The sequence below is a fragment of the Commensalibacter communis genome (assembly GCF_947179105.1).
GTDB classification, from domain to species: Bacteria; Pseudomonadota; Alphaproteobacteria; order Acetobacterales; family Acetobacteraceae; genus Commensalibacter; species Commensalibacter communis.
In genome coordinates this window covers 196,083-222,085 of record NZ_CAMXCK010000003.1, presented here as the reverse complement: position 1 = coordinate 222,085, position 26,003 = coordinate 196,083, and the positions used below count along the sequence as shown (strand labels likewise).

Sequence of the window (26,003 nt, the reverse complement as noted above, 5' to 3'; positions counted from 1 at the left end):
TTAACTTCTTAGCAAATCATTAATGGATGTTTTTGAACGAGTACGCTCATCAACACGTTTAATAATGACCGCACAAGCCAATCCTGGCAATGGGTTTCCTGTTTCGCTGGTTGCTTGTTTCGGAGGCAATGTGCCAGGAACGACCACTGAATATGCAGGAACGCGCCCCATAAATACTTCGCCAGTCGTGCGATCAATAATCTTGGTTGACGCTCCCAAGAAAACACCCATAGACAACACACTGCCTTTTTCAACGACAACGCCTTCGGCAACTTCACAACGTGCACCGATAAAGCAATCATCTTCAATAATAACAGGGGCTGCTTGTAAAGGTTCCAATACGCCACCAATCCCAACGCCACCACTGATATGACAATTTTTACCAATTTGAGCACAGCTGCCAATGGTTACCCAAGTATCAACCATTGTGCCACTATCAACATAAGCACCAACATTAACAAAACTTGGCATTAAAATAACGTTTGAAGCAACAAAAGCAGAACGACGAACAATAGAACCAGGAACAGCACGAAAGCCTGCTTGTTTGAATTCAGCATCGCTCCAATTTGCAAATTTCAATGGAACCTTGTCATAAGCTGGCACGCCGGCATCATTTTTCATGCCAACATTATCATATAAGCGGAAAGACAATAAAACAGCCTTTTTCAACCATTCATTGATTGTCCAACCTGAGTTTCCAGGAGTTGCCACCCGTAACTCACCAGAATCTAACATGGATAATGCTTTTTCAATAGCGTCCCGTGCTGAGCCAGATGTTGCAGGGGAAATATTGGTGCGATCTTCCCATAATTTTTCAATTTCAGCTTGTAACAATGAATAGTCTGCCATTCTTTTCTTTCCCTATAATGTTAAAATAAAATATTCAAATAATTGCTAAGAATGATTAGGACGAATAATCGTACCAGATCCCCCTTCGGTAAACAGCTCTAACAAACATGCATGAGGAACCCGACCATCCATAATCACCGCTGCTTGCGCACCTGCTTTGACCGCTTCAAGACATGTTTCAATTTTTGGAATCATCCCACCTGTAATCACACCATTGGCAATTGCTTCTTTGGCTTCTTCTTCGGTCAGTTCAGAAATTAAATTTCCGTCCTTATCCAAAACGCCAGGAACATCAGTCAACATAAATAATCGGGAAGCACGGACGGCACCTGCAATCGCACCTGCTGCAATATCCGCATTGATATTATAGGTTTGTCCTTGTTTATCCATACCAATCGGCGCAACAACGGGGATAAGGCCTGAACCTGACAATGCATATAAAACTCGTGGATCAATACGCACCGGTTGTCCAACCAATCCTAAATCAATTGTACGCTCTCTTTTGATCGAATCATCCCAAACATGTTTCATCAATTTCTGAGCTTCGATTAGTCCACCATCTTTACCAGAAATACCGACAGCCAAAGCACCTGCTTGATTAATTAATGTTGCGACTTGTTTATTCACAGTTCCAGCCAGAACCATTTCAATCACATCGATAATTGCTGCATTCGTAACACGCAATCCATCAACAAAAGTCGTTTCCACATCCATGCGCTCTAGCATCGCATTGATTTGTGGTCCACCACCATGCACGACAATTGGATTAATTCCAACTTGCTTTAATAAAGCAACATCATTCCCAAATGCGTTTGATAGTCCGTTATCGACCATCGCATGACCACCATATTTTACAACAATCGTATCACCTGTATAGCGTCGCAAATAAGGCAATGCACGGGCAAGCACACTGGCTTGTTCATGGGCCTCTTTGGCAGCCTTTTTTACAGAATCCAATGATTTTTGTTTGGTCATAATCTTAAAATCCTAATTATCGCGTAAGATTAAATTAATCTTGTATTAACCTTACTAGATCTGCTCTTAACGCTTCAATACCAATATTTTTCTGACTACTGGTTACTCGAATAAAAGGATAAGCAGCAGTATGCGTTTTCATGACTTCTGAAATTTCTTTTTGTTTTTTATCTAATTGTGCAGCAGATAATTGATCCGCCTTTGTCAACACAATTTGAAACGTTACCGCAGCACGATCCAACAAATTCATAATATTATGATCGCTTTGTTTCAACTCTATACGTGCATCCAATAATAGCATGACACGTAACAAAGTTGGTCTGCCACGTAAAAACGCAAACATCATTTTTTGCCAGTCACTTTTAACATCCTTAGATGCTTTGGCATACCCATAGCCTGGCATATCAACAAAAACTAACTTTTCGCCGATATTGAAGAAATTAAGTTGTTTCGTGCGACCTGGTTCGGAAGATGCCCTTGCCAACATTTTCCGACCAGTAAGGGCATTAATCAGACTGGACTTTCCAACATTGGAACGCCCAGCAAACGCAACCTCAGGTAAGGTTGCTGGCTCTAATTGATTTAAACGCTGAGCACCAAAGAAGAATTTCGTCTCTTGAGCGAACAATACTCGCCCTGCTTCAACTAGTCTTTGATACTCTGCATCGTCAACAGATGGTGGTAATAATTCACCCACGGTCTATCCTTTAGCTGCTTTGGTTTTCGCTTTTTTCGCTTTGGCATCCATACGTTTTTGAATAACCAATTGCTGTAATGCTGTTAATGTGTTGTTCCAACTATAATAAATTACCAAACCTGCTGGTTGTGTAGCCAAGACCACAGTGAAAATAATTGGCATGAATTGGAACATTCGTTTTTGAATAGGATCTAATACTGCAGGATTTAACTTTTGTTGCAAGAACATCGTTAATCCAAAAATTAACGGCCAAATACCAACATGTAAGAACGGAGAGATCGCAGCAGGATCAAAAGGCAACAACCCAAATAAATTGAATATATTGGTTGGATCAGGCGCGGATAAATCGCGAATCCAGCCAAAAAACGGTGCGTGGCGCATTTCAATCGTGACATACAAATCTTTATACAAACACCAGAAAATTGGAATTTGAAGCAAGATTGGTAAACATCCACTGGCAGGATTAACCCCTTGTTCTTTATAAAGACCCATCATTTGTTGATTCATCAATTGTTGGTCGTCTTTATACTTTTCGCGAATTTCTTTCATTTTAGGCTGTAATGCCTTCATTTTGCCCATTGAATGAAATTGCTTTGAAGCCAAAGGATAAAATACAGCCTTAACAATCAAGGTAAAGGTCAACAATGCCAACCCAAAATTGCCCCAAAAATTATTCAACCAATCTAGGACAATGAAAATAGGATACGTCAAAAACGCAAACCAACCAAAATCAACCGCTTTCCAGAAATCAGGAATATGATATTCTTTTTCATATTGATTTAAAAGTTCGACAACTTTGGCGCCAGAGAACACATGTCCAAAAGTTGAAACCGTTTCACCAGGGGCTGCAACCATTGGTTGACGTGATGTGAACCCAACTTGATAAGTTCCCTTTTCAACACCATCAGTATTAATATTTGCAGTTTGATCGGCATCTGGTGTGAAACCGTATACAACACTAACATTTTTATCTTGTTGTGGAACAATTGCTGTCAGCCAATATTTATCTGTAATCCCAGCCCATCCACCGGTTGTATTTTTGCTCCATGAAATATCAGAAGGGGCTTTTGAATCTTTACGGATGGTTTCATAAGAATATTGTTCAAGACGTTTATCAACAATACCAATAGGACCATCATGCACCAAATACCCGCTTAACTCTTTTGGAGTATATCCACGGCTGACACGACCGTAAAAAAATACAGAGACAGGTTTATCCGATGAGTTAATTACTTTTTGTTCAAATTTGAACATGTAATTTTTATCAATCGATATTGTTTTCTCAAACTTTACCCCTTGCCCATTATCCCATGTCATGGTGATAGGGTGCTCAGGGGTTAACTCTTTTTGATCTGTTTTCCAAACTGAATTAATATCTGGCAATTTAGTGGTATCATGTTCAGCATTCACCCAACCCGTCTGCACATAATTTGCATCTTTGGTTTTTGGAGCTGAAAGAACGCGTACCAAAGGCGAATCTTTTTGAATTGTTTCACGATAATTTTTTAAAACCAAATCATCTAATAAAGCCCCTTTGAGGTTCAAAGAGCCTTTAACCTGATTTGCGTTAATAGGGATTCTGATATCTGGTCCAGCTTCTGCAACAACTTGAGTTGATGACGATTCACCTTTTTGTGTTGTAAGCTTCGTTTGCTCTTGTTTAACTTGTTGTGTTGTATTGTGTGTTTCTTCTTTTTTAGGGGTAAAATACTCGAATGCAAAAAGAAGAACAACAGAAAGCAAAGTCGCCAGAAAAAAGCGCTTGTTATCCATTCAAAGCCAGCCAATCATTCATTGAATTTAAAAAAATATCGCTCTATTTTTTAGGAGGAACAGGATCTTCTCCACCCAAATTCCAAGGATTACACCGCAAAATACGCCATCCACCCAACATGATTCCTTTGAATACACCATGGGTTTGAATAGCTTTTTGGGTATAATGACTACAAGATGGGTTAAAACGGCAATGATGCCCAAGTAATGGGCGTAACGTGAGCTGATAAATATAAATCAAACCAATGAATATTCGTTTCATTTACTTATTTAATGCGACCCCAGCTTTGCGTAAAGCCCAAGAAAAATCCTTAACAATTGCTTCATACGGTTTTTGATAGGTGTTTTTTCGCCCAATCATCACCATATCAATCCCTTGAAAAGCATTTTTTTGAGCTAGTTCTTGCATCACCCCCCGTAATCTTCTTTTAACACGATTACGAATGACAGCATTGCCAACTTTTTTAGTAACGGTAAACCCTACTCTACCTGCTTCGCTATCATTACGATGTAATAATTGCAAAATAACACTCGATGTAGGGACTTTCTGACCGTTTGCAGCTACATTCAAAAATTGTACCCGCTTTTTCAAACGCAAGACCGGCTGGAGCTTGTTACCTGTATCAGTCAACAACTTTACTCGCTTTAACGCCAAACCCTATTATGCAGATAGACGTTTACGTCCTTTTGATCTGCGATTAGCAATCACTTTGCGACCGCCAACAGTGGCCATACGTGCACGGAAACCATGACGATGTTTGCGAACAATTTTAGAAGGTTGATATGTACGCTTCACGAATTCTCTCCTTTAAAGCCACTGAGAATAAATTAACTCTTTAACAATATTCTCAGTTCTAAACAAATAATTATAGTCCTAAAGAGGTGGTTATAATCTGAATATATAAAATCGTCAATCTAAGTCCATAGGCAGAAATGCTTTTTTATGCTATTTACAAGAAAATAATTTGTTTTCCATAGGAATTTTCAAAGATGGCGACGACTCAACCCCCACCATTACAGAAGAAAACTATTTTTCCTTATGTTGCCAGCATCACATCAGGGATCATTTTATGTGTCCTAGCCTTCTCTTTATATGATGCGACCCTACCAACATGGTTTATCTTTATTTTTATGGGATTATATTGCACCTTAATCCTATTGTTTGCGATGAATTTTTATCAAAAAAAAATAACCAAAATCGAAGTAACTCAACAGCAGCAACTTTCTGTTCTTAGACACGATGTGAAGGGATTACTATCTCCTGCACTATTAATGGCAGATCGTATCTTGTTAAATAAATTAGCTGATGAAAAAACCTTGCAATCTGCAGAATCTATTGCACAGTCAATTGAAAAAGTTGCTGATTATCTGAAAGAAACGAAAAAATAAACTTAACTTGTCAAGTCAAAACTTTGTTCCAATAACAAGTAAATTTCATCATCTGAAACGTTACCATTTAGCAAGACACTGACCCAATGTTCTCGATTCATATGATAGGCGGGAAAAATATCAGGTTTTTGCTGTAAAAAATAAGAATATTCGGGATCGACTTTAACATTTAAAATGTCAATCCGATCTTCAGACTTTAAACCAAGCTTGATGCCTGAAACATTCATCAATAAGCCATACCATTTTCTATTTTTACAATGTCTTAATACAGCATAGTCAGGAAATTTGATCCATGGATAATCAGGAATAGTTCCAAAATGTTCTTTGGCATGTGCAAATAAATTTTGCCTATTCATGATTATCCATAAAGTCCAATTAATAAGAATCGTTTTGGATTAGCTCAATTTTGTAACCATCTGGATCTTCAACAAAAGCAATGATGGTCGTACCAAATTTGACAGGTCCTGGCTCTCTGGTTACTTTCCCGCCAGATTTACGAACGGCTTCTACCACACTATTGATATCATCAACACCAAGCGCTAAGTGACCAAATCCTGTGCCCATATCATAAGGCACATCATGCCCCCAATTATAAGTCAATTCGATTTCAGCTTCGCCCGCTGCGTTATCATCAAAACCAACATAAATAAGTGTATACTTGCCTTCGGTCACCTCTTTACGACGAATTTCTCTCATACCAAGAGACTGATAAAAAGCTAAGCTTTTCTCTAAATTATGAACTCGAATCATTGTATGAAGATAAGTAGCCATTTTGTTTCTCTTTCATTTTAAATATTTTTGTTTAAAATTCTCTGGATGATAACTTAACAGAAATATCCCATTTTCATCAGCCAGACGGATTACTTCCTCCTGCTGCACGATCAGCGTGCCACCAGCTTCAAAAGCGATCCCTCTTAATCCAGATTCACAAGCTCCGATTACCGTGCGTGGTCCAATTGTCGGCATATCCGCCCGTCTTTCTTGATCAGGTTTTACTTGTTTAACTAAAATAGCACCTAGACCTGGCTGCTGACAATCCTTAGCTCTTTTAACCATAGAATCTGTGCCTTCCATTGCTTCTACAGCAATGACCAACCCATTTTGAACAATGCATCCTTGGCCAATATCTAATCGTCCTAACGCTTGATTAACTTCGATCCCCTTAGCAATATCTTGTAAGGCTTGAGTATCAGGTTGAATTTTTCCATACACACCTTCTGTCACAGGGTCTAGAAATTCATGCGCACCACGAACTTTGAATCCCTCTTCGTCGAATACACGAACCAATGCTGCCAATAAACCATCATCTCCTGCAAATAAAGCTTTACCTATTCGAGCAAGGATTTTGGCTCCCTCTGCATCTGGGCGTAAATCACGCCAAGATGGTCGCTTAACAGGGCCAATTAGCACAATATCTTCACAATGATGTTCACGTAGTGCCGACAAAATCCGTCCAGCTGCTGCTAAACGAACATATTCATGTGGCCATTGTTCAATAATTTCTGGTTCAGCAAAATCTTGAAATCCAACAATAAAAACAGGATGTCCCATCGCAAAAACAGCCTCTGCAACCTTACCTGGCAAGGGTCCACCACCAGCTAAGATTCCAACGGCTGCTTTCTTTTCAGTAAATTGATTTTGCATCTAAATGCTTATTTATCCTTCTTTTTCCGAAGAAGAAATCGAACGCCCCACTTTGACCAATCCACGGCGACTAGGTTGTTCAATAAAATCAATAATTTGTTGAACTTTCTCAATATGACCGAATTTTTCTTTTACGATTTGTAAACGTTCTTCGAAAACACCATGCTGATCTTCGTCCCTAGGAAATAAATGACGATATACGTTTCTTAAAATATGAAGCTCTTCGTTAAGCACACCATTACGTTTCAGCCATATCCAGTGCATCCCAACTAAACGTGCACGATTTCCAAGAACACTACCATAAGGGATAACGTCAGATTCAACTCCAGTGACACCACCAATTAATGCCGCCTTACCAATTCTAACAAATTGATGAATTGCTGCAGAACCCATTACGCGAGCATCATCATCGATTTGAACATGCCCACCTAAAACGACGTTATTCACAATAATAACACGATCACCAAGATGACAATCATGTGCAATATGAGCATTCACCATCAGCAAACAATCAGATCCAACGATAGTCACCCCTTCACCCGATTCTGTGCCACGATGGATGGTGACTTGTTCTCGAACGACGGTTCTATTACCAATTATACAACGTGTCGGTTCTCCTTTATATTTCAAATCCTGAGGGGCGAGACCAATTGTGCTAAATGGATAATATATAGATTCTTTTCCAAGAACCGTATGACCATCTACAATAACATTTGCAATTAGCCTGACACCATCTTCAATCACAACATCAGAACCTACAGAACACCAAGGACCGATATAAACTCCTCGACCTATTTTTGCCCCAGCAGCAATAACCGCAGATGGATGGATCTCACTATCATTCATAGTAGCGTTTACTGTATCTACCAGGATTTCCTCCATCTTTTTATATTATATATAAACGTCATAAATACTTTATTACAATTTCACAGAATAAAATAATGCTGTTTCTTTACTAACCCATAATCATTGCACTAAATGTTGCTTCTGCAACAGAAACACCATCTACTTTAGCAATACCACGGAATTTCCATACATTCGCACGTTGGCGTTCTTTTTCAACACCAATATGTAATTGATCGCCAGGTCCAACGGGACGTCTGAATTTAGCATTATCAATTGTCATGAAATAAACAATTTTGCCTTCAAACTCTGCCCCTAATGTTTTAACGACTAATACTGCAGCAGTCTGAGCCATTGCCTCGATGATTAAAACACCAGGCATTACTGGACGGCCAGGAAAATGCCCCTGAAAAAAATTCTCATTCACTGATACGTTTTTAATTCCTGTGGCAGATAATCCTTTTTTGACATTGACCATACGATCAATTAATAGAAATGGATATCGATGTGGAATAGCACTCATAATGCCTTCAATATCAATAACAGGAAGGTCAATAGCAGGATCTTGTGCTTCTGGTGAAACACCTGTTTTATTTGCGTCTATGTTCACTTTATTCAACCACTTATAAATTATATCAATCTTTTAATAGCTATCTTAGTTATACCGATTTTATCAAAATCATCAATTAACTTTTAATTATCTTCTTTACCTTTTGATGATTTTGCCATGCGCCTTAAAAAAGCAACATTTTTGAAAAATTCCTTGAACGGCATCGCGGGGCTCCCAATCACATCTGATTTTGCTTCAACATCAGACATAACGCCACATTGCGCCCCTACTCTTGCATGATCACCAATATGAATATGACCAATCAATCCTGCCTGAGCTGCAATGGTAACAAAATCGCCGAGCTGGGTCGAACCAGATATACCTGCCTGAGACACAACAATACAGCAACGCCCCATTTGCACATTATGTCCAATTTGAACCAAATTATCTAGTCTGGATCCCTCACCAATGATGGTGTCTCGAACAGAACCTCTATCAATGGTTGAGTTAGCCCCAATTTCGACGTCATTCTGAATCACAACTTTGCCAATTTGGGGAATGCTAACAAACCCTTTATCTCCAACTGCAAAACCAAATCCATCCTGACCAATTCTGGCACCGGGATACAAAGTCACACGATTACCGAGCACAGAGTGACTCAAAGAGACATGATTCCCAATGCGACAATATTCACCGATTTGAACACCCTGTTCAATCACAGAGTGAGCACCAATAATACATTCTTTACCAATATGCACACCATTCATAATGACCGCAAAGGGTTGAACCTCTACACTAGGGTCAATGACAGCATCAGAATGAATATAAGCAGTAGGATGTATTCCTGGCTTAGCTTTATTTTTGGGATAGAACAAAGTCGCAATCTTTGCCCATATCAAATACGGGTTGGACGTTACCAAAGCAGCACTTGTTTCTGGAACTTTATCAGCAAAAGCAGGGGCTACAATAACGAGCCCAGCCTTTGTCTCAGCCAATAATGGCAAATAACGCTTGTTATCTAAAAAACTAATTTCTGCTGAAGTTGCAACCTGTAAGGGTGCAATTCCAGAAAATTTAACTTGGTTAACATTTTTACGAGGTGGTGTGAGTTGAGCACCTGTTTCCTTAACTAGATCGTCAATAGTATAAGGACCTGTTTTTGAAAAAAAACGGCTGTCCCCAGGATGATGATTTTCTTGCTCTATACTCACGCGATACACCTTTATTTCTTACTATTGTCCTGTTGTTCAGGAGCTTTTTTTACAACACTATTTGCTGCAGCTTTTGGAGCCGCATCAGGATTGGCTGTTGTCGGCATAGAACCACTTTTAGCTAATTCTTCTGGATCAACATCAGCTGCAGGAATAAATACAGAAGATAGATTTTTATTCAACTCTTTTGCAACTTCGTTACTGATATCTAGCTCGTTCACACTCAACGCAACCTGTTCACGATGTAATACTAGATTCATATTGTGACTCTCAGCAACATTTTGAATTAATATAATTAATTCACGCTCAACTTGACCAAATGCAACTTGTGCTGATTCTTGAATGATACGGCTGCGGTTACGAAAATCTTTTTGTGCATTCATGACGCGGGCTTGCAATTTACGTCCACGCTCTTGAAGTTGCGCATCCGTCATCGTTTTTGCTTTAGCTTGGATTTGTTGCTGTTCTGCTCTCCAAGCTTTTTGTTCTTTTTGAACATCTTTTTGCAACTGATCTCGACGTTCAACCAAAACTTTCTCTGCTTCACGAGCAGCAACCGATTGACGCATAACATCTGGAACACTAATAACCCCAATAACCGCTGTTGGTGGCGTGTTAGATTTTGGTAAAGGCGCAGGTTTAGGAACAGGAGGCAATGGTAAAACAGCTTGAGGCTGATTTTGCATGTCGCCATCTTCGCCACCTTCATCAGCTGGCGTAGGTGCAGGTGCCATAACTCTTGGTGCTGCAGTATGTTTTACAGCTGCTTTTGGCGCCGTTGAAACAGGCTTAGGTTGACTATTTTTAGGAATAAACCAACCATTATTCGCATCTTCTGCATGTGCTGCTATGGTAAGGGATGGAACTAGAAAAGCCCCAGCAACAGCAATATATAATCCAAACTTATTAACCATTATTCATCCTTAAAATTGTTGTCCAAACCCAAACCGTACTAATTGAGTGCGATCATGCTTTTGCTTAACAACGGGATAACCAAAATCAACATTCAACAGCCCAAATGGACTTTTCCAAGAAACGCCAGCACCTGTACTCACGCGGGGTGATAAACTGTCCCCATAAACACCGGTATATTTGTCACCATCATGTGCAGAGTTCGTATATCTATTCTTAACTCTTAAGCCACCCAATGCACCCATATCAACAAAATAACGACCGCTTAAGCCAAGATCCCTTGCTGCAGGCATCGGGAAATTAACTTGCGCAGAAGCCGTATACATAAAACGTCCACCCAAGAAATCTTCTTGAGTATGTGCCCTGTTATCCCCTCTTTTAGGTATCCCGTGACTTCGTGGACCAACACCACCATCATAGAAACCTCTTAGGTTATTACCACCCAAATAGAAGTTATCAATAATCATTGTATCGTCTTTATTGCCCCAATCAGCAATATAACCAGTACCCGCAGTCAAACTTAATGTCCAATCACGATTACCTGTTAAATCATCCAACGGGAAATAATGGGATGCATCTAATTTACCACGAACATACTTCGCATCACCACCAAGCCCCGCAAGATCACCGCCAACTTTAACCAATGTTCCAGTATGAGGATTGAAACGGGCGTCTCTGGTGTCATACGCAATGGTTGTGCTTAATTGAGATAATAATGAATGTCCTTTTTGATCCAAAATATAATACGATGAATCATCCCAAATATCGTGGACACGACGATCAATAATCGAATAGGTCCATTGTTGAGACAACACATTATTAAAAGAATAGCCTAAACGAAATGAAGCCCCAAAACGATCTTCACCATAATTTTGATAGGTTTGATAACTGTTTTGAATATAAAATAGATCAATCCCTGCAACCATATTTTTATTCAAAAAGTAAGGGTCGGTTACAGATAAATTAACTTGCTTTGCATAATATGCAGCCGTTCCAGAAATTCCAGCATCAACACCAGTACCTAGGAAGTTCCTTTGTCTTAATCCAATATTCCCTAAAACACCTGAATCAGTAGAGTAACCACCACCTAGTGAGAATTCACCCGTTGGTTTCTCTTGAACATTGATCGCAACCACACGTTTATCAGCTGCAGATCCTTTAACTTGCTGAACTTTTACTTCTTTGAAATATCCCAAATCATCAACTGCCATTTTCATGTATTTTTCAGTTGTATTGGTATACGGATCATTCTCAGCAGCAGGCAATTCACGACGAATCACATTGTCTTTGGTGACCGTATTGCCATTAATGTCAATACGTTCGACGTAAACTCGAGGGCCTTCCATTACATCAAATAAAAGATCAACTCTTTTCTTTTCTGGATTACGTGCAATTTCCGGACGAACCACTGCAAAAGGATGACCTTGAGACTGCAATGTTTCCTCGATATTTTTAGCTACGTCTTCAATTTCCTTACCATCATAAAATTGACCTTTACGCATGGCGATCATTTCTCTAACTTTTTCAGGTTTCACCCCTTCTAAATTAGAACGTACATCCACTTTATTCAAACGATATTGTGGACCTTCGCTCATGGTATATGTGATATAAAATGATTTGTGGTCAGGTGACAATTCGCCTGTTGCATTAATCATTTTAAAATCAACAAACCCATTGCGGATATAAAAACGACGAATCAACTCGGCATCATATTTTACGCGTTCTGGGTTATATTCATCAGAAGACGATAAAAAGCGATACCAAGCAGTTTCTTTAGAAGATGTCACTTGTGCTAAACGAGCTTCGCTAAACGCATGATTTCCAACAAAGGTCAGCTTTTCAATAGCTGTTTTTGGGCCTTCGTTGATTTTATAAATAACATCGATACGATTTTTTGACAGGTGAATTATCTGAGGCGTGACTGTTACTGAGTAACGCCCTTTGGCAGCATACATTGCCAAAATGCGTTTACGGTCTTCTGAAATTAACGCAGGAGAATATACAGCTCGCGGTTTTAAAGAAGTATATTTCGTAAGGTCTGCATCTTTTAATTTTTTATTACCTTCAAAAGCCACCACGTTTACAATTGGATTCTCTACAACTTTGATTTGCAAATCATTGCCAGAACGATGGAAGGTAATATCCTTAAACAACCCAGTTGCATAAAGGGTTTTTAAAGAACGATCTAACAAATCCTTGTTAAAAGGATCTCCAGGCTGTGCCAACATATAAGACAGCACTGTAGGTGTTTCAACACGATCATTTCCAATCACTTGAATGGATTGAATGATACCACCTTGTTTAGTTACGTGTTTACCAACATTCCCTTTCTTAGCATGATGAGCGCTTTTTACAGCTTTCTTAGCATGCGAAGAATGAGACACATTACCTGTCGTTTGCGCGTGCAAAGCACTGCATACAAACGGAAACATACATACAGAAGCAAACAGAGCCGAACGTTTACCTGACAAATCAGCCACCCTTTTTCACTAATGGAAATCCACCAAATTGCATATCACAAGATTTTTTATAACTAAATATAAATCATCTTATTTTATTCTTATTTCGTGAGTAACCGTTTTTTATACCTTTTGACAAGTCGTTACTTGCAATAAACATCATAGAATTTAATTACTGTGACCTGTAAGCCAACGAAACCACGAAAGTTGAGTCACATCGTTATACATTGAAAATGCAAAAAGTAGTAATATTAATGCAAAACCCACTTGAAAAGCGCGCTCTTGTATCGGTTTTGGCACAGGTCTTCTGAAGATGGCTTCGAATACATAAAAAACCAATCTTCCACCATCAAGTACAGGAATCGGAAATAAATTAATCAATCCTAAGCTAATGGATAAAAGCGCCATGAAATTAACCAGATCAGCAAATCCCCCTTTGGACACTTGACCTGATAATTGTGCAATTTTAATGGGACCGCCTAAATCTTTTGCTGATCTCTGTCCTGTTATCATTTGACCCAGACCAACAAGTGTTTTTTTACTGACATCCCATGTTTCTTGAACTGCAGCGACAGCTGCCCCACCAACAGACATTGGTTTACCAGCAATGATATTAATGGCTAATTGAACGCCTAACTGACCAACCTTTTTCCCATCATTCTCTTTGCTACCAATAGTAATGGGTAAAGTAACCTCTTTACCATCTCTTTTAACAGCGATCGTCGTTGATAAATCAGGATGTTCTTGAGCATACATGACAAGATTTTCAACACCAGGATGATTAATATCCCCAATTTTTAAAATAACGTCTTTGGGTTGTATTCCTGCTTTCGCTGCTGCACTATCCGCAATAATTGCTTGAGCAACAGGCTCACCCAAACTATGCTTACCGACCGTGACAAATAAACCGAAATATAAAATAATCGCCAATAAAAAATTAAAAATCGGTCCTGCTGCAATAACAATAGCTCGACTTCCCACATCTTTCCCGTGGAAAGTCTTACCTTCTATATAAGTCGCTCTTTCTTCTTCACTAACATCTTCTGGATCAGCAAATCCATGAGGTCTGACATATCCCCCCAATGGGATTGGACAAATACGCCATTCAGTGCCAACCTTATCATGCCAACGATATAAAGGCTTGCCAAACCCAATAGAGAACACATCAACATGTACTCCGCGCCACCGTGCAGCCAAATAATGCCCAAGCTCATGGATAAAAACGAGTACGCCTAAAACAAATACGAATGAAATAATCATTCGCAAGAAATCATATATAGCCAACATTGACATGGATTTACCTTAAATTAATTCTTCATTTACATACTGTTACGATTTTTAATCCATGCTTGTGCATGTTTTCTAGCTTCTTGATCCCAATGAATTACTTCTTGAATACTATTGGCAACTGGGGCACCCAATTTTTGCATGACGGCTTCAACCGACTCAGGAATATCTAAGAATCCAATTTGTTCTTTTAAAAATGAATCAACAGCTACTTCATTAGCAGCAGAAAGAATGGTCGGCGCACACTTACCCTCTCTTAACGCCTCACGAGATAAGCGTAAAGCAGGGAAACGCACTTCATCAGGTGCTTCAAATTCTAATTTTGCAACTTGGGTCAAATTAAGACGTTCTACATTTGAACGCATTCTATAAGGCCAAGCCAAGGTATGCGCAATAGGAATACGCATATCAGGAGCCCCCAATTGTGCAATCATACTGCCATCTTCGTATTGCACCATACTATGAATAATAGACTGCGGATGAATTAACACATCAATTTTATGCTCTGGCATATCAAATAAGCGGGCTGCTTCAATAATTTCCAAACCCTTATTAAACATACTTGCGGAATCAATAGTGATCTTAGCCCCCATTGTCCAAGTTGGATGTTTCAAAGCCTGCTTTAACGTGACCTTTTTCATATCCTCCAAAGAAGTATTCCGAAAAGGACCACCTGATGCCGTTAAGATAATTTTCTCAATTGACTGGATTTGTTTATCAGCCATTGATTGGAAGATTGCATTATGTTCAGAATCAACAGGCAACAGCGTAGCACCTGCCTCTTGAACTGCTTTCAACATCACATCACCCGCAGAAACCAACGCTTCTTTATTTGCCAGGGCAACATATTTACCATTCTTGACAGCTGCCATTGTGGGCTCTAACCCAATAGCACCTGTAATCGCTGCCATTGTCCAATCTGCAGGAATTGATGCTGCTTCTAAAACCGCTTGTCTTCCACCACTGACTTTTGTTGAATGGCCTGATAATAATTCTTTTAATTCAGGTAAAAAATGCTCATCAGCAATAACGGCATATTGTGCATTAAGAGCAATAGCTTGCTCTGCAAGCTTTTTTACATTCTTTCCACCAACCAGCGCAATTGTTTGAAATGAATCTGTATCTTGCAATAACAAATCAACCGTTGAACAACCAATGCTGCCAGTACATCCTAATATAGAAACCGTTTTCATCTTGAAATATCCTTGCACATAATTGAATTAATACTTTATCTAATGATTGTCAAAGGAAGGAATATAGGCTGTTGATCGCCCACAATTTTTGTTGACAATAGTGAGCCACCCCATTTATCCAAACTTTTGTCAGCTGGCAAAATACAAGAAATAAAAGCAACAAAGATTGAAACAAACAATAATGCATCAAAACGATCCAATACGCCACCATGGCCAGGAATGATTTTACCAGAATCTTTCACACCCAATTCTCGTTTTAATTTACTTTCAAGCAAATCACCAATTTGTGCAACAATGCCCGTGACCATTCCAAAAATAGCTCCACCGATATAAGCTGGATAAAACCCACCACAAAGATAACCCACAATGATACTGCCAACACAGCCAGCGCCAATTAATCCACCAATCGCACCCGACCAAGTTTTTCCAGGAGAAACAGAAGGAATTAATTTTGGACCGCCAAAAGTTTTGCCTGTGATATATGCAAAGCTATCACTCGCAATAACAACAATGACAATAAAGATGACAGCATGCATTTCAGATGCTGTCATAAAACGTAACCATAACAAGGATATGCCCGCACCACCAATAACAACAGACCCGAGCCACAATTGAGGGCCAAAAATAAAAGGAGCCCATCCAACAATTAAAATTGCTGGCCACCACATCCCTTTGATAACCGCTGCATAAGCAACCAAAGGCCATATTAGAAATACCGCAACACGATAATTAGAAAGCTTCTTTTTAAATAAATTCGCCCATTCCACAGTCATGGCAACGCTGGTAATACTCAGCAAACCAATATAAAACCACTGCCCATAAATAATACAAAATAAAGCAATTGGAATAATAACAAGAGCGGAAATGATACGTAAAGGCAAATCTTGCCAAGAGGGTTTTGAATTATTTATCACTAAGTGTTAATCCTGGTCTAGAACCAAAGCGCCTATCGCGACGAACATAGATATTCAAGATATGATTAAAATGTTCTTCGTTGAAATCTGGCCATAGCGTTTGAACAAACACCAACTCTGCATAAGCAGATTGCCACAACAGAAAATTAGATAGCCGACATTCACCACTGGTTCTGACAATCAAATCCGGATCAGGAATATCAGGTGCAAATAAATATTGAGCAAAAACATCTTCAGTTACTTGCGCCAAACTTATCTTATTCGCCTGCACATCACTAGCAATACGTTGAACGGCCTGAATAATTTCCCCACGCCCTCCATATGACAAAGCAAGCGTTAAAATCAAACGCGTGTTATTTTCAGTCAGCTGTTCAATTGCTTTAAATTCACGTTGCAATTTCTTATCAAAACGCGCACTGTCACCAATAATACGCACGCAAACGCCTTCTTTGTGTAATTTACGTGCCTCAAATTTGATATAATATCTTAACAGAGCCGTTAAATCAGCAACTTCCTCGGGCGTTCTACGCCAATTTTCAGAAGAAAAAGCATAAAGCGTCAACCACGGAATATTATTCCGAATTGCCGCTTTGATACATCGTTTAACAGCTTGCGCTCCTTCTTTATGTCCTGCAACTCTCGGCAAAGATTTTGCTTCAGCCCATCGACTATTACCATCCATAATAATTGCAACATGCCGAGGCAGAGATTTAGGTTCAGACAATTTTAAACATTCGTTAGTTTTATCCAAAGGAAAACAAGCCATCACAAGATATCATTTCGGTCTATCAGGCTAAACTTGCTTAATATCGCGTTCTTTTTCAACAAGAACTTCGTCAATTTTATTGACATATTGATCGGTAATTTTCTGAATTTCATCAGACCAAACTTTTACGTCATCCTGACTAATATCACCATTTTTTTCAGCAGCTTTGGTTTTGTCCATTCCATCACGACGCACATTACGCACTGCTACTTTTGCAGCTTCCGCATAACGACCCGCGGCTTTTACCATTTCATTACGACGTTCTTCGGTTAATTGAGGAATTGGCACGCGAATAAGTTGTCCATCTGGCATTGGATTTAATCCCAATCCACTTTCACGAATGGCTTTATCAACCAGACTGACTAAGCCTTTATCCCAAACTTGAACGGTTAACATTCTTGGTTCTGGTGCTGCAATAGAAGCTACTTGAGTAATAGGGGTAACACTTCCATATGCTTCAACACGAATTGGTTCTAGCAAAGCAGCAGTTGCACGACCTGAACGTAAGCCAGCCAAATCATGTTTAAAAGAGTCAATCGCACTGCTCATACGACGTTCTATGTCTTTTTTTAAACTATCAATATCATCAACCACAAAAGAAATCCTTTTTAACAAATATTATATTTAATGAACTAAGAATTAGCTTCAGAAACAACGACTTTTGTGAACGTGCCCTCATTATTGATAACACGGCTAAAATTACCTTTTTCGTGCACATCAAAAACAATAATTGGCAATTTATTATCACGAGCCAGACTTAATGCCGTTGCATCCATTACATTTAATCCTTTCGCCAAAGCCTCTGTGTAGGTCAAGATATCGTATCGTTTAGCTTCTGGATTCTTCTTAGGGTCTGAATCATAAACACCATCGACCTGTGTTCCTTTTAACATAAGGTCGCAATCCATTTCAATAGCACGTAATGCAGCAGCCGTATCCGTAGTAAAATAAGGATTTCCCGTGCCAGCAGCAAAGATCACTACATGTCCTTTATCCATATGACGCATTGCCTTATCACGAATATAAGTTTCAGCAATCTGCGGCATAGAAATTGCAGACATGATATAACTATCTATATTATGCTGTTGCAAAACACTATTCATCACAACCGCATTGATGACAGTTGCCAACATCCCTGCATAATCACCTTGAACTCTATCCATGCCTTTAGCAGCAGCAGTCATACCACGAAAAATATTTCCCCCACCAATAACCAAGCATACCTCTATTCCAGCATTTGCAACGCTTGCAATATCTTCAGCAATTGCGTTTGCAATTTCTGGATCAACACCGTACATCCCTCGCCCTAACAGAGCTTCGCCAGAGATTTTTAGTAACACACGTTTAGGGGTATCATTTTTCAAAGAATTAATCATTTTTTCACATCTGGTTTATAGTTATAGACGGTAAGAAATACTACAACAGCATCACTATTTTTAAAAGGATGAAATCATTTTTATCAATGTTTCCTGCCTTAAAAACAAATTAGTCTTCAAGACCAATTGCTTTTAAACGCGCTGATTCACCATCCCAGCCTTTACGCTCTTTGACAATCAGGAATAAATGACATGGTCGATCCAATAAATGATTTAATTCTTTACGTGCTCTCTCGCCAATCATCCGTATTTTTTGTCCCTTTTCACCGATAATAATTGCTTTGTGATTGGCACGTAAAACATAAATTGTCACATCAATGCGAACAGATCCATCTGGCCTTTCTTTGAAACTCTCAGTTTCAGCAGTCACTGAATAAGGAACCTCTTCATGCGTTTGCATAAAGATTTGTTCCCTGACTAACTCAGCCGCCAATAAACGATCAGGTAGGTTTGTTAAATCATCCTCTGGATATAACCAAGGACTTTTTGGAAGAGATTCTGCCAATGCATCTAATAAATCATCTACACCACTACCGGTTTTGGCACTAACCATAAAGCTTTTTTCAATAGATAAGATAGAAGTAATTTCTTGGGTCAATGGCAGCAATTTTTGTGGATTTATTTTATCAATTTTGTTAAATACCAACCAAATACGACGGGAATTCTCTTTCAAATGGTTAATAATATCTCGATTTTCATCCGTCAGCCCAAGATTGGCATCGATTAACAACAACGTAATATCTGCATCCACAGCACCTGTCCAAGCGGCTGCCACCATCGCTTCATCAAGTTTTCTTTTCGGTTTAAAGATACCTGGCGTATCCATCAATAAAATTTGAGTTTGTTGACGCATCACGATCCCCAAAATACGCATACGCGTGGTTTGTGCTTTTGGACTAACAATCGATAATTTAGCACCCGCCATTTTATTTAATAAGGTTGATTTACCCGCATTTGGTGCCCCAATCAAAGCCACAAACCCACAATGCATATTCTTTATCCTACTTTTTCTTGTTTTTAATTAATTCTAATTGAAGAAGCAAATCTTTGGCTGCGGCACTTTCTGCTGCACGTTTATTACCCCCTTCGCCCCTACCTTCATGGTTTTTCACAACAACTTTAATAACAAAAATTGGTGTATGAGATGGGCCTTCTTGAGAAACCAACTCATAAACAGGCAGCGGCAATCCTCTGGCCAATACCCATTCTTGCAACGCTGTCTTAGAATCTTTTGGTGGTAGAGACTGTGATTCAATAATTTCTGCCCATACTTTATGAACCAAATTTTGAACGGGTTTCAACCCACCATCTAAATACATTGCACCCAAAATCGCTTCAACAGCATCAGCCAACACACTATCTGTATGATGCACACCGGCTTTTTCTTCGTGCGAGGCCACATGAATAGCCTCTGAAATATTCAAAATCGCTGCAATTTGAGCCAAAACGGTCTTAGAAACCAAATGCGCATGTCTTGGCCCCAAATCCCCTTCTTGTTCATTGGGATATCGTTTTAATAGCCATTCTGCCATCACCAGCCCCAGCACGCGATCACCAATAAATTCTAATCGTTCATTTGAACTGACGCGTTTTACCTTTTTACGGGAAGAACGATTCTCGTAAATGGCAGAACGGTGAGTAAGTGCTTTTTGCAATAATGCCTTTGATTGGAATGAATAACCTAACTTGCTTTCCAAAGTTTTCTCTGAAAAAGCAAGATCCTTTTGCATATCTAATGTCATTTTACAGTCTTAAATAATCGGTTCCAACGAATTTCTTGGGGCCAATGCCAAAATTGCCAAACAGGATATTTGCTATCATAAGAATAAAAAATAAATTGAACTTTTCCAATAAGATTTTCAATCGGCACAAAGCCCAGATAATTTTCGGTATTAGGATCGTTAAATCGACTATCTGCACTATGATCGCGATTATCGCCCATCGCAAAAAAATGATCTGTAGGCACATGATAAGGAATAGTATAATTTGGATTGATATCCCCATTACATACCAAATCTTCACCGCAAGGATTAATCATTGCTTGTAAAATCTTATGCTCTACGATCGAACCATCTTTACGCGGCAAATATTCGGTATATAGATTTTCAGTAATTTCTGGTTTGTTTGGCGATTCTTGATATGTATATGGCCCATCTGAACGACGGTTAACGGGTTTGTCATCAATATATAAAACACCATTTTTAACTTGAATTGTATCACCAGGCAAACCAATCAATCTTTTTACATAATAATCAAACGGTGGTTTTGTGCTTCTAAATACAACGACATCACCCCTTTGAGGAGGGGTATACCAAATACGTCCTTTAAAATCTGGCTGTGAAAAGAAGAAGGAGTGCTTTGAATAACCATAACTATACTTACTGACAAAAATATAATCCCCAATCAGTAACGTCGGTATCATGGACCCTGATGGAATATTAAAAGGAGCAAATAGTAAGCACCGAACCACAACAATAATAACGACAGCCCAAAACACTGTCGATACCATCTCCATCATTCCCTTTAACCCTGTCGACTTTTGCTTTGTTCCATCAGGATTTTGATTTGCATCATTATTTAAATTATTATTCATACTCTCTTATCAATCACGTTACTTTGATACCTATTATTTATATTAATATGAACGCTATCAAGCCTTACTTAGTATCTTATCTATTCCTTGTTAGGCAATAATTCAATCATTACTTGTGCAAATGCATAAGGATGTTCATCGGTCATCGTTAATAAAAGATTGGGTTTATATCCATCTTTACCCAATGCTCGCAATCGTTCCAATGCGCCGTTCGTCAATTTTAAAGAGGGTTGACCACTAGGTAAGTTAATAACTTCAATATCGTGGTAAAAAACCTGATCGTTAAATCCCGTTCCCAACGCTTTGGCACAAGCCTCCTTGGCTGCCCAGCGTTTAGCATATGTTCCTATACGGGTTTGACCATACCGCCCTTCTGCCTTTTTAATTTCGTTTGATGTAAATATACGTCCCTTAAAACGATCACCATGGCGTTCTAAAACGGCTTCAATACGCCGCATATCACATAAATCAGAGCCTATACCTACAATCATTCTTTATATTCCTTAGCTCACAGATCGCTCTACGTGAATAATACCTTTGATAACTTGTAATCCCAAGACCAAAGAATTCAAATGCTCAACGTCTTTCACTTCAAGATCTAATAAGATTTCAATGAAATCGATATGTCTATTCAAAATCTTCAAATTCAAAATACTGCCATTATACTGAGCCGTACGATTTGTTATACTTGCCAATAATTCGGAATTATTTTCGCCTACAACTTTAATTCGACCCACATAGTTTTTCTTTGAATCAACATGACTCAGAATATCGTAATCCCAATCCATACTCATAAAACGTTCCGGCATAGAAGCATAATTACTTAACATCGCACAGGATTTACGATGCACGGTAATCCCCTTGCCTGTCGAGACAATCCCCACCACTGCGTCCCCAGGCAATGGGTGACAACATCCCGCAAAATGAACATTAATGCCTTTTTCCATCCCTTTCAAAGGAATGACATTCTGGTGTTGTCCACCCATGCTGGATACAGAAGAAGACGATGATTTCTTTTCGCTTAAGCCTGGCACAAAACGAGGCGCTCTTTTCGTAGGCCGTAATTCTGGATAAGCGGTATAAACGACGTCTTTGGCTAATAAAGCGTTACTACCAACCGCGACATATAAATCCATCACAGATGATTGTTTCAAAGGTTTCAAAACATTTTCAAGAATTTTTTGTGATCCATCAACCCCTTCTTGACGAAATGCTTTTGCCAAAGCAACGCGGCCAGCTTCGATCTTAATTGCTTTTTGCTGACCACTTACAAAATGACGAATGCGCGCTCTGGCTTTGCCTGTAACGACAAATCGTTCCCAAGAAGGAGAAGGATTTCCCTCTCTGGCAGTCATAATTTCAACTTGAGCACCATTATGAAGCTGCTCTTTTAATGGAACCAATCGACCATTAACCTTAGCACCAACACAACGATCCCCAACTTGGCTATGCACTGCATAGGCAAAATCAACTGGTGTGGCACCACGAGGTAACTGTATTAACTCCCCTCTTGGCGTAAAGCAAAAAACAGAATCTTGATAAAGCTCTAACTTGGTATTTTCAAGAAACTCGTCTGGTGCTGCTGAATCCTCTAAAATATCCAACAAATCTTGAACCCAACGTAACTTTTTAAACTTGGGTGCAATTTCAGCAACATTAGAGTTAAATTTTTCTTGATTTTTACTAACAACAGGTAGTTGTTTATATACCCAATGAGACGCAACACCATTTTCGGCAATATCATGCATTTCACGCGTACGAATTTGGATCTCAATACGTTGGTTTCTCGGTTGACGTAGCGTAACCCCCGTATGAATACTTTGATACCCATTAGCTTTAGGGGCTGAGATATAATCTTTAAATCGTCCCGCCACGACGGGATAACTGCTATGCACCACACCCAAAGCAGCGTAACATTCTTCTTTGGTCCCAACGACAATACGGAACGCCATAATATCGGATAATTGTTCGAAAGCGACTTGCCTTCTGTTCATTTTTTCCCAAATAGAATAACAAGATTTCTCGCGACCAGTAATATCGACATTTCTTAAACCTGAATTTTCACAAAGCTCTTTTAATTCAACACAAACCTCTTCAACAATATCTGCCCCTTGACCACGCAGATAATTTAGACGCGCTCGAATAGAAGCATCCCCTTCTGGTTCTAAAACAGCAAAGGCTATATTCTGAAGTTCAGTTTTTACATTATCCATACCGATACGCTCTGCCAATGGCGCATATATGTCCATTGTCTCGCGCGCAATCCGTTGCTTACGGTCTAAGCGTTGCACATATTGCAACGTACGCATATTATGCAAACGATCCGCAAGTTTTACAATTAAAACGCGGATATCTTTGGACATCGCCAACACCAGCTTGCGAAAATTTTCAGCTTGTTTGGTTCGATCTGATTGCAATTCAAGACGCGTTAACTTTGTTACACCATCAACAAGGTCCGCAACAACAACGCCAAATTCTTTTTCAAGAAATTCTCGAGTTACCTCGGTATCTTCGATTGTATCGTGAAGTAACCCTGTAATAATAGAGGTAACATCAACCCTTAGATGTGCCAATATATTCGCAACAGCCAAAGGATGAATTATATATGGCGCTCCATTATCACGAAATTGTTTTTCGTGAGCTTTAAACGCAACTTGGAACGCCTTTTCAACAAGTGAAAGATCTGATTCAGAATCATATTTACGAATATGTCTAAGTAGACCTTCGCAATCAATATGATCGCTTTCACTTAATGCTGTGGGAAGATATATATTTTCCACTTCTAACCTTGATACTGATAATAATGCTTATAGTATATAATTAAGCATAAAAACCAATAAAAAAACAAGGATGATACTAAAAATTTTCAGAGCCAGAAGAACGTCTACGATCTAGTTCGCTCATAATTTCATTAATATTTTCAAAAGAATTTTGTGACATGTTGCGTTTTTCTTCTTCTGCAGTCACATCTTGCAAACCAAAGATATTTTTTTCAGTTGGAATTAAATCAACAACTTCTTCGTCCACAGGCTCTGGTTCTGGTGCTCTAGCAAGTGAACGAATAATATCACTTTTAATGGCATCTAAGTCGAGTTTTTCTTCGGCGATTTCACGTAAAGCAACGACGGGATTTTTATCATTGTCGCGTTCTACTGTTAAAGCCTCTCCTCTTGAAAGGCTACGTGCTCTTTGTGCTGCATGCAAAACAAGGTCAAAACGATTAGGGATTTTTTCAATACAATCTTCAACAGTAACGCGTGCCATAAATCTAATATCTCCAGATTTGAAATTAATCTTTAGATTTTATTCTATCTCAATTAAAAAATCAAATATCTTCTTATTTTTCGTCTAAATAAGGTACGATTTCTTGATCTTTCGGAAGCCCAGCTATTAACTCATCTACACTTTTATGTGATATAGGGTGCTTCCAATGCGGACATACATCTCTTAAGGGATATAGAACAAATCCCCTTAGATGCAACCGTGGATGGGGAATAATTAACCTTGTCGAATCCTCAATAATCTGAGCGTTTACATCCAAAATATCTAAATCCAGAGGGCGTGCTTCATTGACTTGTTGACGCACTCTTCCTGCCTCTGCCTCTAGTTTATTTAATGTCTTTAACAACTCGATTGGTTCAATTTCTTTTGTTAATGCAATGACCCCGTTGACATAAAGGGGTTGAGATGATGGTGGAATTGGGCTAGTTTGGTACCAAGAGGATTGTTTTATAGAACATTTTAACTCTGTGGACAGACGATGCACAGCTTCTTGACACATACCATAAGGGGTATCAGACCAAACACCTGATAGATTACTTCCAACTGCTATAATAATCATAATTTTTTTCTTATACAAATTCGTCACTTAATTGAAACACATTAAGAATATTACCACTACACTATCTGCGGATTGATTAATATCAATTATAGTGAATTTTTTATAGTCGATCATTTTATTTTAGGATTATTTATATGTTTTTTAGAGAAAATGAAAAAGTTTGTCTATTCATAGATGGAGCGAATTTATATTCTGCCTCTCGGAACTTAGGATTTGATGTTGATTATAGAAATTTACTAACTTTTTTTAGAAATCATTGCAATGTGATCCGCGCTTATTATTACTCTGCGGTTCTGGATACAGAAGAATATTCCCCCCTTAAACCGCTAACCGATTGGTTGGCCTATAATGGCTTTTTCCTTGTCACAAAAAGCGCACGTGAATTTACCGATCAAAATGGTCGCAGAAGAATTAAGGGAAGCATGGATATTGAACTTGCTGTTGATATGATGGAAATTGCCCCCCATATCGATCATGCCGTTTTATTTAGTGGGGATGCTGACCTTCGTCGTTTAGTTGAATCCGTTCAAAGACAAGGCGTGCGGGTGACCGTTATTTCATCCGTCAAAACCAACCCTCCTATGGTTGGAGATGAGTTGCGTCGACAAGCAGATCAGTTCTTGGATATTGTCGATATTGCCCCAGAATTCACTCGACGAACTGGCGACAGTAATCAACAAAATGATATTCCAAATCCAACAATCCCTTTTACAGATTAAATTCAAATCTAG

30 protein-coding genes are annotated in these 26,003 nt (G+C 39.0%); 2 read left to right on the top strand and 28 right to left on the bottom strand.

Annotated elements, in window-relative coordinates:
- The 7 genes from dapD to rpmH form a co-directional block, all read right to left on the bottom strand.
- A complete protein-coding gene (gene dapD / locus PQG52_RS07640) occupies positions 1-849 on the bottom strand; it encodes a 2,3,4,5-tetrahydropyridine-2,6-dicarboxylate N-succinyltransferase (protein WP_271828825.1) in 849 nt (282 codons plus the stop codon).
- 45 nt (positions 850-894) lie between these two features.
- Positions 895-1,824, bottom strand: coding sequence for an acetylglutamate kinase (gene argB, locus PQG52_RS07635; RefSeq protein WP_271828824.1), 930 nt, complete (start codon positions 1,822-1,824; stop codon positions 895-897).
- A 34-nt stretch (positions 1,825-1,858) separates the two neighbouring features.
- Positions 1,859-2,521 (bottom strand): ribosome biogenesis GTP-binding protein YihA/YsxC, encoded by a 663-nt coding sequence (gene yihA / locus PQG52_RS07630; RefSeq protein WP_271828823.1) that lies wholly within the window; start codon positions 2,519-2,521, stop codon positions 1,859-1,861.
- Between the two features lie 3 nt (positions 2,522-2,524).
- Entirely contained in the window at positions 2,525-4,294 is a 1,770-nt protein-coding gene (gene yidC, locus PQG52_RS07625) for a membrane protein insertase YidC (RefSeq protein ID WP_271828822.1), read from the bottom strand.
- 43 nt (positions 4,295-4,337) lie between these two features.
- Positions 4,338-4,556: a membrane protein insertion efficiency factor YidD gene (gene yidD, locus PQG52_RS07620; RefSeq protein WP_271788565.1), complete on the bottom strand. Its 219-nt coding sequence runs from the start codon at positions 4,554-4,556 to the stop codon at positions 4,338-4,340.
- The gene (gene rnpA, locus PQG52_RS07615; RefSeq protein WP_271789516.1) at positions 4,557-4,892 is read right to left on the bottom strand and encodes a ribonuclease P protein component; all 336 of its coding nucleotides are present in this window, start codon (positions 4,890-4,892) and stop codon (positions 4,557-4,559) included.
- A gap of 63 nt (positions 4,893-4,955) precedes the next feature.
- A complete protein-coding gene (gene rpmH, locus PQG52_RS07610; RefSeq protein WP_008854041.1) occupies positions 4,956-5,090 on the bottom strand; it encodes a 50S ribosomal protein L34 in 135 nt (44 codons plus the stop codon).
- Between the two features lie 194 nt (positions 5,091-5,284).
- Here rpmH and PQG52_RS07605 point away from each other — a divergent pair, with 194 nt between their 5' ends.
- A complete protein-coding gene (locus PQG52_RS07605) occupies positions 5,285-5,683 on the top strand; it encodes a hypothetical protein (RefSeq protein ID WP_271788564.1) in 399 nt (132 codons plus the stop codon).
- Positions 5,684-5,685: 2 nt separating this feature from the next.
- Here the strand turns inward: PQG52_RS07605 and PQG52_RS07600 are convergent, their stop codons facing one another.
- The 21 genes from PQG52_RS07600 to folK all read right to left on the bottom strand — a co-directional run bounded on the left by PQG52_RS07600 (position 5,686) and on the right by folK (position 25,272).
- Positions 5,686-6,039 carry an MmcQ/YjbR family DNA-binding protein gene (locus PQG52_RS07600; RefSeq protein WP_271828821.1) on the bottom strand — a complete coding sequence of 118 codons (354 nt, stop codon included), beginning with the start codon at positions 6,037-6,039 and terminating at the stop codon, positions 5,686-5,688.
- A gap of 19 nt (positions 6,040-6,058) precedes the next feature.
- Positions 6,059-6,454, bottom strand: coding sequence for a lactoylglutathione lyase (gene gloA, locus PQG52_RS07595; protein WP_271788562.1), 396 nt, complete (start codon positions 6,452-6,454; stop codon positions 6,059-6,061).
- 12 nt (positions 6,455-6,466) lie between these two features.
- Positions 6,467-7,327, bottom strand: coding sequence for an LpxI family protein (locus PQG52_RS07590; protein ID WP_271828820.1), 861 nt, complete (start codon positions 7,325-7,327; stop codon positions 6,467-6,469).
- 12 nt (positions 7,328-7,339) lie between these two features.
- The gene (gene lpxA / locus PQG52_RS07585; RefSeq protein WP_271828819.1) at positions 7,340-8,173 is read right to left on the bottom strand and encodes an acyl-ACP--UDP-N-acetylglucosamine O-acyltransferase; all 834 of its coding nucleotides are present in this window, start codon (positions 8,171-8,173) and stop codon (positions 7,340-7,342) included.
- A 109-nt stretch (positions 8,174-8,282) separates the two neighbouring features.
- Positions 8,283-8,726 (bottom strand): 3-hydroxyacyl-ACP dehydratase FabZ, encoded by a 444-nt coding sequence (gene fabZ / locus PQG52_RS07580; protein WP_271828895.1) that lies wholly within the window; start codon positions 8,724-8,726, stop codon positions 8,283-8,285.
- 137 nt (positions 8,727-8,863) lie between these two features.
- Positions 8,864-9,931: a UDP-3-O-(3-hydroxymyristoyl)glucosamine N-acyltransferase gene (lpxD, locus tag PQG52_RS07575; protein ID WP_271828818.1), complete on the bottom strand. Its 1,068-nt coding sequence runs from the start codon at positions 9,929-9,931 to the stop codon at positions 8,864-8,866.
- A gap of 11 nt (positions 9,932-9,942) precedes the next feature.
- Complete coding sequence (locus PQG52_RS07570) at positions 9,943-10,845, bottom strand: OmpH family outer membrane protein (RefSeq protein WP_271828817.1); 903 nt, start codon at positions 10,843-10,845, stop codon at positions 9,943-9,945.
- Positions 10,846-10,854: 9 nt separating this feature from the next.
- Positions 10,855-13,275 (bottom strand): outer membrane protein assembly factor BamA, encoded by a 2,421-nt coding sequence (bamA, locus tag PQG52_RS07565; protein ID WP_271789514.1) that lies wholly within the window; start codon positions 13,273-13,275, stop codon positions 10,855-10,857.
- Between the two features lie 195 nt (positions 13,276-13,470).
- A complete protein-coding gene (rseP, locus tag PQG52_RS07560) occupies positions 13,471-14,595 on the bottom strand; it encodes an RIP metalloprotease RseP (protein ID WP_271828816.1) in 1,125 nt (374 codons plus the stop codon).
- Positions 14,596-14,621: 26 nt separating this feature from the next.
- Positions 14,622-15,782 carry a 1-deoxy-D-xylulose-5-phosphate reductoisomerase gene (gene dxr / locus PQG52_RS07555; protein ID WP_271828815.1) on the bottom strand — a complete coding sequence of 387 codons (1,161 nt, stop codon included), beginning with the start codon at positions 15,780-15,782 and terminating at the stop codon, positions 14,622-14,624.
- A gap of 35 nt (positions 15,783-15,817) precedes the next feature.
- A complete protein-coding gene (locus PQG52_RS07550; protein WP_271828813.1) occupies positions 15,818-16,696 on the bottom strand; it encodes a phosphatidate cytidylyltransferase in 879 nt (292 codons plus the stop codon).
- Positions 16,686-17,462 (bottom strand): polyprenyl diphosphate synthase, encoded by a 777-nt coding sequence (uppS, locus tag PQG52_RS07545; protein WP_271828812.1) that lies wholly within the window; start codon positions 17,460-17,462, stop codon positions 16,686-16,688. The genes PQG52_RS07550 and uppS overlap by 11 nt, the downstream gene beginning before the upstream one ends.
- A gap of 27 nt (positions 17,463-17,489) precedes the next feature.
- On the bottom strand, positions 17,490-18,011 hold the full coding sequence (frr, locus tag PQG52_RS07540; RefSeq protein WP_271789513.1) for a ribosome recycling factor: 522 nt from the start codon (positions 18,009-18,011) through the stop codon (positions 17,490-17,492).
- An 83-nt stretch (positions 18,012-18,094) separates the two neighbouring features.
- Complete coding sequence (pyrH, locus tag PQG52_RS07535; protein ID WP_271828809.1) at positions 18,095-18,838, bottom strand: UMP kinase; 744 nt, start codon at positions 18,836-18,838, stop codon at positions 18,095-18,097.
- 109 nt (positions 18,839-18,947) lie between these two features.
- On the bottom strand, positions 18,948-19,829 hold the full coding sequence (gene era / locus PQG52_RS07530; protein WP_271801225.1) for a GTPase Era: 882 nt from the start codon (positions 19,827-19,829) through the stop codon (positions 18,948-18,950).
- 10 nt (positions 19,830-19,839) lie between these two features.
- A complete protein-coding gene (gene rnc / locus PQG52_RS07525; protein WP_271788551.1) occupies positions 19,840-20,580 on the bottom strand; it encodes a ribonuclease III in 741 nt (246 codons plus the stop codon).
- Positions 20,577-21,431 carry a signal peptidase I gene (lepB, locus tag PQG52_RS07520; RefSeq protein ID WP_271828808.1) on the bottom strand — a complete coding sequence of 285 codons (855 nt, stop codon included), beginning with the start codon at positions 21,429-21,431 and terminating at the stop codon, positions 20,577-20,579. Before lepB ends, rnc begins: the two co-directional genes overlap by 4 nt.
- Positions 21,432-21,511: 80 nt before the next feature.
- Positions 21,512-21,922, bottom strand: a complete 411-nt coding sequence (acpS, locus tag PQG52_RS07515) for a holo-ACP synthase (protein ID WP_271788549.1) — start codon at positions 21,920-21,922, stop codon at positions 21,512-21,514.
- Between the two features lie 12 nt (positions 21,923-21,934).
- On the bottom strand, positions 21,935-24,211 hold the full coding sequence (locus PQG52_RS07510) for a RelA/SpoT family protein (RefSeq protein WP_271828807.1): 2,277 nt from the start codon (positions 24,209-24,211) through the stop codon (positions 21,935-21,937).
- 76 nt (positions 24,212-24,287) lie between these two features.
- Entirely contained in the window at positions 24,288-24,695 is a 408-nt protein-coding gene (gene rpoZ / locus PQG52_RS07505; RefSeq protein WP_271788547.1) for a DNA-directed RNA polymerase subunit omega, read from the bottom strand.
- Between the two features lie 73 nt (positions 24,696-24,768).
- Positions 24,769-25,272 (bottom strand): 2-amino-4-hydroxy-6-hydroxymethyldihydropteridine diphosphokinase, encoded by a 504-nt coding sequence (folK, locus tag PQG52_RS07500; RefSeq protein WP_271828806.1) that lies wholly within the window; start codon positions 25,270-25,272, stop codon positions 24,769-24,771.
- Between the two features lie 134 nt (positions 25,273-25,406).
- Here folK and PQG52_RS07495 point away from each other — a divergent pair, with 134 nt between their 5' ends.
- On the top strand, positions 25,407-25,991 hold the full coding sequence (locus PQG52_RS07495) for a LabA-like NYN domain-containing protein (RefSeq protein WP_271788545.1): 585 nt from the start codon (positions 25,407-25,409) through the stop codon (positions 25,989-25,991).
- Positions 25,992-26,003: the final 12 nt, after the last annotated feature.